Origin of the sequence: Variovorax sp. H27-G14 (assembly GCF_046156345.1) — a bacterium.
Classification (GTDB): domain Bacteria; phylum Pseudomonadota; class Gammaproteobacteria; order Burkholderiales; family Burkholderiaceae_C; genus Variovorax.
This window is the reverse complement of the sequence record NZ_JAYLVN010000007.1, coordinates 234,996-247,887: the sequence shown is the minus strand read 5'-3', so window position 1 is coordinate 247,887 and position 12,892 is coordinate 234,996. Positions and strand designations below refer to the sequence as shown.

Sequence of the window (12,892 nt, the reverse complement as noted above, 5' to 3'; positions counted from 1 at the left end):
CGCTCACCACATCGTCGTTTCCGCCGCCGCTCCCACAGTCACTCCGGCTCGATACCCGCCGCGCGAATCACCCGGCCCCATTTCTGCGATTCGGCCGCCTGGAACTGCGCCAGCCCCTCGGGCGTGCTGGTGACGGCCTCGCCGCTGGTGGTGGCCTGGTAGGCCACCACGGCGGGCGCGGCGCTCACCTTGATCATCATCTCGTTGAGCTTGCGGGTGATGGCCGCGGGCGCGCCCGCCGGCAGGTACACCGCCGTCCAGTACGACATGTCGTAGCCCTTCACGCCCGCCTCTTCCACGGTGGGCATCGCCGGCACGGCGTCGAGCCGTTTGTTGCCGCTGACGGCCAGCGCGCGCAGCTTGCCGCCCTTGACCTGGGGCAAGGCCGTGGGCGCATCCGCGAACATGAAGTCGACCTGCCCGCCCAGCAGGTCGGTGATGGCCAGCGGGTTGCTCTTGTAGGGCACATTCACCACCTCGATGCCGGCCATCTGCTTGAGCAGCTCGCTGGCCACGCGGCTCGACGAACTGCCGCTGCCAAAGTTCAGCTTGCCGGGCGACTTCTTCGCTGCCGCAACGAGGTCGGCCACCGACTTGATGGCGGAGTCGGCATTCACCAGCAACAGCATGTGCCCCTTGGACAGCAGCGTGACGGGGGTGAAGTCTTTCACCGGGTCGTAGGGCAGCTTCTTGAACAGGTGCTCGTTGGCCGCGTGCGTGGTGTTGGTGGTCATGAGCACCGTGTAGCCGTCGGGCACGGCCTTGGCCACGTACTGCGCGGCAATGAAGCCGCTGGCACCGGCACGGTTGTCCACGATCACGGGCACCTTGTATTCGGCGCCCAGCGCCTGCGCCATGCTGCGCGCCTGCTGGTCGGTGCCGCTGCCCGCGCCGAAGGGCACGACGATGGTGATGGCCTTGCCAGGGTAAGTCTGCGCATGCGCCGGGCCAGCGGCCAGCAGGGCCGCGCCCAGCGCCATGGGGGCACACAGTCGAAGGAAGAAGTTCGGCACGGTGTTGTCTCCTGTGGAATTTTTATCGGGGTTCTGTCGCAGGGCTTCATTGCCGAAAACGCGCCAGCGTGCCGGCCCGCATGAGCTTGCCCGGCAAAGGATGCCCGACGATCTTCTCGGCCAGTTGCGCGCAGTCGATCAGCGCGTCGATGTCCACGCCAGTCTCGATGCCCATCTCCTCGCACATGAAGGCCAGGTCTTCGGTGCAGATGTTGCCGGCCGCGCCGGTGTGGCCCGCGAACGGGCAGCCGCCCAGGCCGGCGCAGGCGCTGTCGAAGGTGTCGATGCCCATCTGCAGGCCCATCAGCGCATTGGCCATGGCCGTGCCGCGCGTGTCGTGCAGGTGCAGGCCCAGCCGAAGGTCGGGCCAGCGCTCGCGCACGGCACCCACCACCGCGGCAATGGACCGGGGCGTGGCCCAGCCCACGGTGTCGGCCAGCCGCAGGATGGGCAGGCGCAGGCCGAACTCGGCCATCACCTCGAACATCTGCGCCACGCGCTCCACCACCGTGGCGGGCGAAACCGGGCCTTCGAAGTTGCAGCCGAAGGCCGTGGTGACAATGCCGCGCGTCACCGCAATGCGGTGGTCCACGCAGTAGGCCAGCGTTTGGCGCTGGGCCTCGCGCAGCGCGCTCAGGCCCTGGCCGCTGTTGCGCAGCAAGAACGCCTCCGACGCGCTGGTGCCGATGGTGCCCTCGATGTCCAGCTGCGTGCGCATGGCGCGCTGCATGCCGCGCAGGTTGAGCCACAGCCCGGTGTAGCGCACGCCCTCGCGCCGGCGGATCGACTGCGCGACCAGCTCGGCGTCGGCCATGCCGGGCACGCGCTCGGGGTTCACGAAAGACACGCACTGCACCTCCGCGAGCCCCGTGCCGGCCAGCGCCTCTATCAGGCGCACCTTGTCGGTCGAGGCGATGTGGCGGGTCTCCATCTGGAAGCCCTCGCGCGGGCCCTCCTCGTGCAGGTGAACACGGCGGGGAAGGTCAGGCATGGGCGGCTCCTTGGTCGGTAGCTTCGGGGGGTGGTTGCTTGCGTGCGGGCGCCCCGAACTCCGCGTTGTGTTGGCCCAGCCGTGGCGCGACCGCGCGGTGCGCCGGGCGCACGCCATCGATCGACAACGGCAGCGCGGTCAGCCGAAAGTCTTCGCCCGGCACCGCCTGCAGCATGCCCAGCGCCTCGACCTGCGGGTGGGCGATGGCCTCTGGCACGGTGTGCACCGGCGCGCAGGGCACGCCGGCCGCGGTGAAGCGCGCGGTCCATTGCGCGCGGGTCTGCGTGCGCAGCAGCGGCACGATCTGCGCGAACAGCGCGGCCTTGTGGCGCAAGCGCTGGCGGTTGGTGGCGAAGCGCTCGTCGGTGGTCCAGTCGTCACGGCCGAGTTCGCGCGCGAACTTGGCAAACAGCCGGTCGTTGCCGCAGCACACGAGCAGCGGCGCGTCGGCGGTGTCGAAGGATTCGTAGGGCACGAAGCCCGGATGACCAGAGCGGTGGCGCTCCGGCAGGCGCCCTTCGTTGGCATAGGCGTCGGCCTTCTGGCCGGTCCAGACCAGCGCGGTCTCGAGCAGCGACGCGCTCACCACGCCGCCCTTGCCCGTGACATGGCGCCGCTGCAGCAGCGCCAGCGCGCCAATCACCGCCCACATGCCCGTGCCCTGGTCGCACACCGAGGCCCCCGTGCGCAGCGGCGGGTCGTCCGGGCCGCCGTTGATGCTCGACAGCCCGCTGAAGGCCTGTATCAGCGGCTCATAGCCCGGCTGCATGCGCAGCGGCCCGGTATGGCCGAAGGCAGAAATCTCGCAGTAGACCAAGCGCGGATGCCGCGCGCACAGCGTGGGCCCGTCGATGTGCATCGCCTGCGTGACGCCCGGGCGCAGGTTGTGAATGAGGATGTCGGCCTCGCCCGCCAGCCGCTCGAACACCGCCATGCCCTCGGCGCTCTTGAGGTCGATGGCCACCGACTTCTTGCCGCGGTTGAACACATGAAAGTTGAGCGCGTCGCCGTGCCGGAACGCCGGGCCCATGTGGCGCGCGTCGTCGCCGCCCTCGGTGCGCTCCAGCTTGACCACGTCGGCGCCCAGGTCCGCGAGGATCGCGCCCGCGAACGGCCCGGCCAGCACCTGCCCGAGTTCGAGCACCCGGATGCCTTGCAGTATTTCTTGCATGTGTCGCGCCCGGTATCGGGCTCTGTTGCGGGCCCTTCAAAGCGCTCTTCGAAGCGCTCTTCAAAGAGCCCGTTGTCTCTGTTCGTTGGCCGCCAGTCTGGGCTTGGCGCATTGATCTGGGAAGACGAATATTCCTATATCTGTGATAACTTGAACGCATCAATCCACCGGGGTGCGACCGTGCGAATCGACATCACGCTGCAGCAGCTGGAGGCCTTTGTAGAGGTCGCCAAGACCTCGAACTTTCGTGCCGCCGCGCTGGCGCTGCATGTGTCGCAGCCGGCGCTGAGCCGCACCATCCGCATCGTCGAAGCGCTGGCCGGCGCGCGGCTGTTCGACCGCGACACGCGCCACGTGGCGCTCACGCCTGCCGGGCGCGAGCTGCTGCCGATTGCGCTGCGCATCCTGGAGAACTTTCACAGCTCGTTCAGCGAGCTGTCGCAGTTTCTGGAAGGCCGCAGCGGGCACCTGACCGTGGCGGCGCTGCCGTCCATCGGCGTGGCGGTGCTGCCTCACGCGATCGCCGAGTTCCGCCGCAGCCACCCGACGGTGGCGTTCTCGCTGATCGAAGGGCCGGCCGAGCTGGTGCGCTCCGCCGTGGACGAAGGCCGGGCCGACTTCGGCATCAGCGTGCGCCCCGGCCCGCAGGAGCCGATGCTGTACCGGCACCTGATCGACGACCCCTTCGTGCTGCTGTGCCGGCGCGACGACCCGCTGGCCAGCCGCGCCTCGGTCGCCTGGCAGGTGTTCGCTACCCGGCCCTTCATTGCCAGCGGCTTCAGGAGCAGCATCCGCCCGATCACCGATGCGGCTTTTCTGCAGCGCGGCCTGCAGGTGGTGCCGTCGCTGGAATACCCGAGCGTGGCCGCGGCCGGTGCGCTGGTCGCCGCGGGGCTGGGCATCACGGCGTTGCCACGGCTGGCACTGCAGCTCACGCGCAACGACGAGCTGGTGACGGTGCCGCTGCGGCGGCCCACCATGTCGCGGCCCATCGGGCTGGTGACGCGCGCGGGCCGCTCCCCGTCGCCGGTGGGGCGAGCCTTCATGGACCTGCTGCACCGGCGGGAGACCGCTCGCTGAGCCGGTGTTTCAGGGCTGCGGCAGGGGGCGCGACAGTGCCTGCGGCATGATGGCGGCCATGCAAAAAACGCCCCCGCATCCGCTCGTCATCGTCAAGGTCGGAAGCACCTTTGAAACCCTTCGCGCAGCGCGCGGCGACTTCGAGCACTGGATTGCGGACGGGCTGGGCACGCAGCTGCTGCCCATCGTGGTGATCGACCCGCGCCGCGGCGACACGCTGCCCGACGCGGACGCGGTGTCCGGCGTGGTGGTGACGGGCTCGCACGCCATGGTGTCGCACCGCGAACCCTGGAGCGAAACCACCGCTGCCTGGCTCGCGCAGCTGGTGGCGCGCGAGACGCCGGTGCTCGGCATCTGCTACGGCCACCAGTTGCTGGCGCACGCGCTGGGCGGCGAGGCGGGCAACCACCCACAGGGCGCGGAAGTGGGCAGCGTGACGGTGGTGCTCGACCAGGCCGCGGCCACCGACCCCCTGCTGCGCGACCTGCCCGCGCAGTTTTCGGCCAACGTGGTGCATTGGCAAAGCGCGCTGCGCCTGCCCGAAGGCGCGGTGCGCCTGGCCGGCAACGACCACGAGCCGGTGCAGGCCTTTCGCGCGGGGCGCAACGCCTGGGGCGTGCAGTTTCACCCCGAGTTCGACGCCGACACCATGCGCGGCTACATCGACATGCTGGCCGACGGCCTGCGCACCGAAGGCGCCGACCCGGTCGCGCTGCGCGAGTGCGTGGTCGACACCGACGCTGCGGCCGGGCTGCTGGGGCGCTTCGCGCGGATCGTCGAGGCGAACGAAGCGAACAAGGCAGACACAGCGCGCAAGGTGCAGCCGAGCGCTTGAGCCCCTGGAGGCCCGCATCGGCCCGCATCGGCCCTCAGGGGTGCCTTTTCGTCAGACCGCGACTACAAAAAGCCCGACGCGCTTCGGTTAAGGTGCAAAGAATTCGCCGTTTCCGAAGGTTTCCGAAACGTCCCCCGCCCTCCCTGTCCTCCCCGTCCCCCGCTTCTTCATGACCACTCCCTCCCCCGCGCCCGTTCGCAAGCACTTCTCGATGATTCGGGAGTTCCACCTGGCCGACGTCTTCACGCTCGGCAACGCGGCCTGCGGAGTGGGCGGCGTGTTTCTGGCGATGGCCTTCATGGCCAGCCAGTCGCTCACGCAGTTTCTCTGGGCCGCGGCGCTGGCACCGGCAGCCTTCATCTTCGACGTGTTCGACGGGCGCATTGCGCGCTGGCGCCAGACGCAATCGGCGCTCGGGCGCGAGCTCGACTCGCTGGCCGACATCATCTCCTTCGGCGTGGCGCCCGCCGCGCTGGGCTTTGCGGCCGGCCTGAACGGCGGCTGGGACTGCGTCCTGCTGGTGTACTTCGTGTGCTGCGGCGTGAGCCGGCTGGCGCGCTACAACGTGACGGCCGAGTCGCTGTCCGAAGGCGCCAACAAGGTGAAGTATTTCGAAGGCACGCCCATTCCCACCAGCGTGGTGCTGGTCGGCGTGCTGGCGTATGCGGCCTCGCAAGGCCACATCGGCAGCGCCCTGTGGGGTGGCGCATGGGTCATCGGCCCGTGGCAGTTGCATCCGCTGACGCTGATGTTCGCGCTGTCCGGCACGCTGATGATCAGCAAGACGCTGCGCATCCCCAAGTTCTGAGCCCCTCCATGCAACTGCCGATGGCCCCCACACCCGCTCCTGTTCACACCGCCGCCGGCGGCCTCGACCAGTTGGTCCGGCTTGCGCAGGCACAGCCGCTTGCGCCGGCCTGCGACCACTTCTACTTTCTGCGCCACGGCCAGACCGGCCGCAACGCACTGCGCGTGTTCCAGGCGCCCGACGAGCCGCTGAGCGAGCTGGGCCTGCAGCAGGCCGCGCGCGCCGCCGAGCTGCTGGCCGGCGAGCCGATCCGCACCATCGTGTGCAGCGATGCGCGCCGCGCCTTCGACACCGCCCACACCGTGGCCGCCGCGCTGGGCCTGGCGCCCACGGCGCACGAGACGCTGCGCGAGCGCAACTTCGGCGCGCTCATCGGCACATCGTCAGCCAACATCGACTGGGCCTGCGAGCCCGAGGGCGGTGAAACGCTCGCGCAGTTCGTCGAGCGCACGCGCGCCGCGCTCGACGCCGCGCTGCGGCAGCCCGCGCCGGTGCTGGTGGTGGCGCACGGCGGCACGCTCTATGTGCTGGCCGCGCTGCTGGGCGTGCCGGTCGACGTGGCCATCATGGGCAACGCGCAGCCATTGCGTTTTGAGCGTGCCGGCCCCACCTGGGCCGTAACGCCGCTGCTGCGGCATGCCGGCGGCGAAGGGGCGTCCCTGGCCTAGCGCCAAGCAGGCGCCCAGACCCCGCCAAGCCGTCCACCCAACGAACTGCCACACACCATGGATTTCAAGGACTACTACAGCGCCCTGGGCATCGAACGCACCGCGTCCGATGACGAAGTGCGCAAGGCCTACCGCAAGCTCGCACGCAAGTACCACCCCGACGTCAGCAAGGAGCCCGACGCCGAGCAGCGCATGCGCGACATCAACGAGGCCAAGGACGTATTGGGCGACAAGGAAAAGCGCGCCGCCTACGACGCGCTGGCCGAGCGTGTCGCGCGCGGCGGCCACCCCGAAGGCGGCTTTCAGCCGCCGCCCGGCTGGGACGAAGGCTTCGAGTTCCACCGCGGCCCGCGCCAAGGCCCGGCCGACCATGCCGACTTCAGCGAGTTCTTCTCGTCACTGTTCGGCGAAGCCGAGCGCCGCGACGCCAAGCGGCAGAACTTTCGCGCGCGCGGCGAAGACCACCATGCGGCCATCGAGATCGCGCTGGAAGACGCGCTCAACGGCGTGGAGCGCGAGATCACGCTGCGCGCGCAAACCGTCGACGCGCAAGGCCACCCGCAGTGGGAGAACCGCACGCTCAGCGTGAAGATTCCGCCGGGCGTGCACCCCGGCCAGTTCATCCGCCTCGCGGGGCAAGGCATGCCCGGCCACGGCGGCGAAGGCGCGGGCGACCTCTACCTGGAGGTGCGCATCGCGCCGCACAAGCTGTACCGCGTGGAAGAACGCGACCTGTACATGACGCTGCCGGTCACGCCCGCCGAGGCGGCGCTGGGCGCGCAGGTGCAGGTGCCCACGCCCACCGGCGGCGTGGTCGAAGTCACCGTGCCGCGCAACGCGCGCAATGGACTGAAGCTGCGGCTGAAGGGCCGCGGGCTCGCGGGCAAGACACCTGGCGACCTGTACCTGCTGATCGACATCGCCCTGCCGCCCGCCGACAGCGACGAGGCCCGCAAGGCCTACGAACAGCTGGCGCAAGCCACCGCATCGTTCCACCCACGCCAGCATCTGGGAGTCTGAGCATGGTGAATTTCACACTCACAACCGCCACCGCCATCAGCGCCTCGCAGCCGCTGGCGGCCACCGAACTGGCGCACGCCGTCGGCGCCGACACCGCCTGGGTGGTGCAACTGGTGGAGGTCGGCATCCTGCACATCGAAACGCGCGAGACGCCGCCCGAGCGCTGGCAGTTCTCCAGCGCCGACCTGCAGCACGCGCTCGAAGCGCGCCGGCTGGAGCGCGACTTTGGCGTGGGGCTCGATGCCGCCGCGCTCATCATCGACCTGCAGCACGCGGTGCGCCGGCTCAAGGCCGCGCTGCACGCGCACAGGCTGGGTTGAGGGTTGAGCGGGCCGCCCGCTACTGCATCTGCTTCAGGTTGCCGATGCGCACCAGCATCTCGGTGAACATCTGCATGTCGGCGTCAAGGTCGGGCACTTCCTTGTATTCCTTGGCGTTGTGCGCCGTGTACTTCTTGCCCGGCATCGCGGGGCCGAAGTTGATGGCGTTGGGCATCAGCTTGGCCGTGGTGCTGCCGGCGGTGGGCACCGGCTTGGCCTCCAGGCCGGTGGTGTCGCCGTAGATGTTCAGCAGCGTTGACAGCCATGCGCCCTGCGGGTCGCGCGCCATCCAGTTGCCCTGGTCGTAGGCCACCTCCAGCTTCACGCCATTCGCGCCGGCCCAGGCATCGATCTTCGATGTGACCTGCGCCTTCAGCTCGTCCGGCGTGCGACCGCGCGGCATGCGCACGTTCACCGTGACTTCGAGCTTGTCGTTGCTGCCCATGCGCACAAGGTTGGGCGAGAAGGTCAGCGGGCCCATGAAGTCGTCCGCATAGCCCAGGCCCAGTTTCTCGCCGAGGTAGCCGGTGCCGTAGAGCGCATCGATGTACTTCACGGCCTTCAGGTAGTGGTTGGCGGCCAGCGGCGCGCCGCTTTCCTGCAGGAAGAGCGCCAGGCGCGGCAGCGGGTTCACGCCTTCTTCCGGGCGCGAGCCGTGCGCCGACACGCCCGTCACCTTCAGCTCGATGCTGTCGGCGCCGCGCGCGATGTCGATGGAAAACTTGCCGCCCTGCCCTTCGTACTTCTGCAGGAAGGCGGGCCTGGCGGCTTCGAGCCTTGCCACCACGGCCGCGAGATCGCCGCCCTTGAGCGTGGCCATCGCGGTCTGCGAAATGGCGTTGGCCGATGCGGCGCCGCTCATCGCCGTGATGGCCGTCGAAGCCGCATCGGCCGGCTCGGCAGGGAACAGCACCTTCAGCGCGCCCGAGCCCTTCTCGGCCACCACTGCGGGGTACTTGCTGTCGAGCACGATGTTGTACGCCGGCAGCTGCGTCCTGGTGCGGTAGTACTGCATGGCGTCGCCACCGGTTTCTTCGGTGGTCTCGATCATCAGGCGAACGCTGCGCTCGATGGGCAGGCCGCTGTCCTTCACTGCCTTCATGGCGTAGAGCACGGCGGCGATGGAGCCCTTGTCGTCGATGGTTCCGCGGCCGTAGAGAAAGTCGCCCACCCGCTGCATCTTGAAGGGGTCGAGCCGCGTGCCGTCGTCGAGCACCCATTCGGACAGCACCGCGGGCACCACGTCGGCATGCGTGAGGATGCCGAACTCCTCCGTGCCCTTGCCCTTCAGACTCACTTCGAAGATGCGGTTGTCGACGTTGCGGTACGCCAGGCCAAAGTCGCCCGCCATCTTCTCGACCAGTTTGCCGAACTCGATGATCTGCGGGCTTTCATGCGGCGGCACCTGCACGTTGCGCACTGTCGGAATCGCCACCATGGCGCCGATGCTCGCGATCACGGCCTGCTGGTTCTGCAGCCGGTTGTACAGGCCGAGCAGGCGCGCGATGGTGACCAGTTCGTCGCCCGCCAGCGGCTTGCTGGCGCGGTACGCGGCCACGCTCGGCTTCAGCGCGGGGTCGGCCTTGGCGGCCTGGGCGAGGAAGGCACTGAAATTTTTCGGCAGTTTGGTTTTGGACTTTGTCGTGCCGTCTTGCCAAGCGGCGGCGAGCCTGTCGAGCTGCGGTTTCTTCAGCGTGTCGGCGTGCACGGATGCACCGAGGCCAAGCACGAGCGTGGTCGCGAGGCCCATCGACAGGGCGGACAATGGAAATTGAATATGCGGCATGCGCCTGCCTCCCTCATGTTGAACAAACACCCGACGATAGCCGAGCGAAAAACAAAAGCACCATGAGTCCAACCACCGACAAGATCCGCTGCGCCTGGGCCAGAACCGACCCGTTGCTGGCGGCCTACCACGACGCCGAATGGGGCGTGCCCGAGCACGACAGCCGCGCGCTGTGGGAGAAGCTCATGCTCGACGGCTTCCAGGCCGGGCTGTCGTGGCTCACCATCCTGCGCAAGCGCGACGCCTTCCGCAAGGCGTTCGAGGGCTTCGTGCCCGAGAAGATCGTGCAGTTCACCGAGGCCGACATCGAGCGGCTGCTGCAAAACGCAGGCATCGTGCGCTCGCGCTCGAAGATCCAGGCGACCATCGGCAACGCGCGCGCCTACCTGGCCATGCAGGCGGCGGGCGAAGACTTCTCGCAATTCATCTGGGGCATGGCCGGCGGCAAGCCCATCGTCAACCGCAGCGGCAGCGTGCCGGTGAAGACGCCGCTGTCGGAAGACATTTCAGCGGCGCTGAAAAAGCGCGGCTTCAAGTTCGTGGGGCCGGTGATCGTGTATGCGTGGATGCAGGCCACGGGCATCGTGGACGACCATGCGCACGACTGCCACCGGCATGGGGCGAAGCAGAAGAATGGATGAAGGGCCTTCGCGTTCGGAGCCTGACGCGGGGCCTTGATCGTGCCGCTTGCTTGCCTCAATCGCGCAGGCTTTCGACTGCCATCGCGACAAACTGATCGGGCTTCACAAAGTCGCGCGCGTCCTTCGGCCAGGCATCCGCCAGGCGCAGGGCTTGAATCTCCGAGAGGGACTTGCCGGCCCGGACCTGCTCATCGATCGCATCGGTGATCGCCTTCAGGCGGTCACGAAACGCCACGAGGTCTGCGCGTGTGGACAGCTCGCCGTGTCCCGGCACGACCACCGTGTGGTCGTCGGACAGCGCGATGCACTTGTCGACAGCCGCGATGAAGCCGCGCAGCGAACCTCCCGACGAAAGATCCACAAAGGGCAGGCCGTGGCGAATGTAGATGTCGCCAGTCGCCAGCACATTGGCATGCGCCCACTTGACCAACGTGTCCCCGTCGGTATGGGCGCGGGCCACGTGCACGAGTTGCACCGTGTCGCTGCCGACTTTCAACGTCTGCGATGTTTGATAGACCGACCCGGGTGCCGCGTTCTTCGGCGCCGGCTCGACGGCCATCTTCAAGAACGAAATGGTTCCGCCATCCGCCATTCGGTGGCGCACGTTGGCTTGGGCAATGACGCTCGCACCCGCCTTGTGCAGCAGTTGGTTCGCACCGACATGGTCGAAATGCCAATGCGTGTTGACCACGGCCATGACCGGCTTCGCAGACACCGCGTGGACAGCGGACACGAACTGCTCGGCCACATTGGGCGACTTGGCGTCGACCAGAAAGATGCGTGCGCCGCCGTGGTCCATCGTCACGTTGCCACCTCCACCAAAGATCACTTCGATGCCGGGCGCGATGTTCTGCACCTGAAAGGGCGCCGGAACAGGCATTTGCGCGGCGGCGGCTGTCGATGCAAAGAGACAGGCGAGCAAGGAAGTGCGGATGAACTGCATGACAGACTTTGTTGGGTAGTTGGTTGGTTGGTTGGCTTCTAAAGCGCGAACCGATGGACATCGATGCCGGATCATTTCAGTTCGGGCTCCATGCACAAAGTCGGTATCGATCCGGTTTGGCGATACATCGCCGAGGGCGAGATCGGGTGCGCGAATGTGATTCGTGACCAGTACCTGCGCGTTCTCGGCCTCAGACACCGTCGCGCTGCAACGCGTTCTTCGAGCCGCCCTTCGCATCGAGCCATGCCTTGCGGCGGGAGAACAGGCCAGGTACCGCGGTGTTGACGTCGCCTATCAGCGCCTGAAGGTCGCCGGAAACGAGCTGACCACCCTGCACCAGAATGCGCCCCGCAACCATGGTCATGTCCACGTCGCCGCCTTGCACAGCGTGCACCAGGTTGTGGTGAAGGTTGCCCTGCGGTCCACCCAGCAGCGGCGTCATGCGCGGGGTGTTGGTGCGCACGGCAATCAGGTCCGCTTGTTTTCCCGGTTCGACCGAGCCAATTTCGCTGCCCATGCCCAGGGCGCGCGCACCTCCCGCGGTGGCCATGTCGCAGACCGACCAGGCGTCCAGCGCCGCGGCATCGAGCTTGGAAAACTTTGCCAGCAGCGACGCTGTCTTCATCTCGTCAAACATGTCGAGGTTGTTGTTCTCCTTCTCGCCGTCGGTGCCCAACCCGACGGCCACGCCCGCTGCAAGCAGTGCTTCCACCGGCGCGGCGCCGCTCGCCAGCTTCATGTTGCTCACGGGGTTGTGGGCCACGCCGATGCCCCGTCGCGCCAGGATGTCGATCTCGGCATCGGACAGCCACACACAGTGCGCGAGCAGCACCTTCGGCGCGTCCAGCAGGCCGAACTTCTGCAGGGCCTCGATCGGTCTCAGGTTGTAGCGGCGTTGCGTTTCCTCGACGTCGAACCTGCTCTCGTTGCTGTGGGTATGAAAACCCACGCCGTAGCGCTGGCTGATCTCGGCGGCTCGCTTCCAGGCGTCCGGCGTGGCGTAGAACATGTGCTCCATGCCGACCCAGACCTGAATTCGCCCGTCAGCCCCGTTGTGCCATTTCCTGATGAGGTCTTCATTGGTGTCGAGCGTCTCGAAGTAGTCGTGGTCGGGGTGCTCCGCAACATAGGGAACCAGCACCGCGCGAATACCAAGATCGCGGGCCGCCCTGGCGCTTCCTTCCATGTGGCGCCACATGTCCACAATGGTCGTGGTTCCGGAGAGAAGGGCTTCGGCGTAGCACAGGCGCGACGCCATCTCCGCTTCGTCCGGCCGAAGCACCCGGTGCATGGGGTCGATGTACTGCTGCAGCCAATCCCAAACAGGAAGGCCTTCCGCCGTGCCGCGAAGCATTCCGGAATGCGCGTGCGTGTTCACCAGCCCCGGCATGAGCAGCCTGTGCGCGAGGCGCTTCACTTCGACGCCGGGGTTGTCGTTCAGGAGCGCGGCCGCGCTGCCGACCGCGGCGATTCGGCCGTCGGCACCTACCAGCACCGCGCCATCGGCAATGACAGTGCGCTTGGCGTTCATCGTGAGCACGTGGTCTGCATGAAGAAGCAAGGGGTTCATCTCATTGATCTTTCTGACAAGGGCAGCGAACCTGCGGCGGAAGATT

Annotated in this window: 13 protein-coding genes; 7 read left to right on the top strand and 6 right to left on the bottom strand. The window is 67.8% G+C overall.

Going from position 1 to position 12,892, the window contains the following annotated elements; translation table 11 throughout:
* Positions 1-38: 38 nt before the first annotated feature.
* The 3 genes from VLK31_RS19160 to VLK31_RS19150 form a co-directional block, all read right to left on the bottom strand.
* Positions 39-980 carry a Bug family tripartite tricarboxylate transporter substrate binding protein gene (locus VLK31_RS19160; protein ID WP_409170041.1) on the bottom strand — a complete coding sequence of 314 codons (942 nt, stop codon included), beginning with the start codon at positions 978-980 and terminating at the stop codon, positions 39-41.
* 79 nt (positions 981-1,059) lie between these two features.
* On the bottom strand, positions 1,060-2,004 hold the full coding sequence (locus tag VLK31_RS19155; RefSeq protein WP_409170014.1) for a hydroxymethylglutaryl-CoA lyase: 945 nt from the start codon (positions 2,002-2,004) through the stop codon (positions 1,060-1,062).
* Positions 1,997-3,175: a CaiB/BaiF CoA transferase family protein gene (locus tag VLK31_RS19150; protein WP_409170013.1), complete on the bottom strand. Its 1,179-nt coding sequence runs from the start codon at positions 3,173-3,175 to the stop codon at positions 1,997-1,999. The genes VLK31_RS19155 and VLK31_RS19150 overlap by 8 nt, the downstream gene beginning before the upstream one ends.
* Before the next feature lie 180 nt (positions 3,176-3,355).
* Here VLK31_RS19150 and VLK31_RS19145 point away from each other — a divergent pair, with 180 nt between their 5' ends.
* The 6 genes from VLK31_RS19145 (at position 3,356) to VLK31_RS19120 (ending at position 7,906) form a co-directional block, all read left to right on the top strand.
* On the top strand, positions 3,356-4,255 hold the full coding sequence (locus VLK31_RS19145; protein ID WP_409170012.1) for a LysR family transcriptional regulator: 900 nt from the start codon (positions 3,356-3,358) through the stop codon (positions 4,253-4,255).
* Positions 4,256-4,313: 58 nt separating this feature from the next.
* Positions 4,314-5,090 carry a glutamine amidotransferase gene (locus tag VLK31_RS19140; protein ID WP_409170011.1) on the top strand — a complete coding sequence of 259 codons (777 nt, stop codon included), beginning with the start codon at positions 4,314-4,316 and terminating at the stop codon, positions 5,088-5,090.
* A gap of 169 nt (positions 5,091-5,259) precedes the next feature.
* Entirely contained in the window at positions 5,260-5,898 is a 639-nt protein-coding gene (locus tag VLK31_RS19135; protein WP_409170010.1) for a CDP-alcohol phosphatidyltransferase family protein, read from the top strand.
* A gap of 8 nt (positions 5,899-5,906) precedes the next feature.
* Positions 5,907-6,566, top strand: a complete 660-nt coding sequence (locus VLK31_RS19130; RefSeq protein ID WP_409170009.1) for a histidine phosphatase family protein — start codon at positions 5,907-5,909, stop codon at positions 6,564-6,566.
* A gap of 57 nt (positions 6,567-6,623) precedes the next feature.
* Positions 6,624-7,586: a DnaJ C-terminal domain-containing protein gene (locus VLK31_RS19125; RefSeq protein ID WP_409170008.1), complete on the top strand. Its 963-nt coding sequence runs from the start codon at positions 6,624-6,626 to the stop codon at positions 7,584-7,586.
* A gap of 2 nt (positions 7,587-7,588) precedes the next feature.
* Complete coding sequence (locus VLK31_RS19120) at positions 7,589-7,906, top strand: chaperone modulator CbpM (protein ID WP_409170007.1); 318 nt, start codon at positions 7,589-7,591, stop codon at positions 7,904-7,906.
* A gap of 19 nt (positions 7,907-7,925) precedes the next feature.
* On the opposite strand, the gene VLK31_RS19115 is transcribed toward VLK31_RS19120, so the two are convergent.
* On the bottom strand, positions 7,926-9,692 hold the full coding sequence (locus VLK31_RS19115; RefSeq protein ID WP_409170006.1) for a dipeptidase: 1,767 nt from the start codon (positions 9,690-9,692) through the stop codon (positions 7,926-7,928).
* 62 nt (positions 9,693-9,754) lie between these two features.
* Between VLK31_RS19115 and VLK31_RS19110 the strand changes: the two genes are divergently transcribed.
* Positions 9,755-10,333: a DNA-3-methyladenine glycosylase I gene (locus VLK31_RS19110; protein ID WP_409170005.1), complete on the top strand. Its 579-nt coding sequence runs from the start codon at positions 9,755-9,757 to the stop codon at positions 10,331-10,333.
* 55 nt (positions 10,334-10,388) lie between these two features.
* Here VLK31_RS19110 and VLK31_RS19105 read toward each other — a convergent pair whose 3' ends face one another.
* Both VLK31_RS19105 and VLK31_RS19100 read right to left on the bottom strand, forming a co-directional pair.
* Positions 10,389-11,276: an MBL fold metallo-hydrolase gene (locus tag VLK31_RS19105; protein WP_409170004.1), complete on the bottom strand. Its 888-nt coding sequence runs from the start codon at positions 11,274-11,276 to the stop codon at positions 10,389-10,391.
* Positions 11,277-11,466: 190 nt separating this feature from the next.
* Positions 11,467-12,846 carry an amidohydrolase family protein gene (locus VLK31_RS19100; RefSeq protein ID WP_409170003.1) on the bottom strand — a complete coding sequence of 460 codons (1,380 nt, stop codon included), beginning with the start codon at positions 12,844-12,846 and terminating at the stop codon, positions 11,467-11,469.
* Positions 12,847-12,892 lie beyond the last annotated feature (46 nt).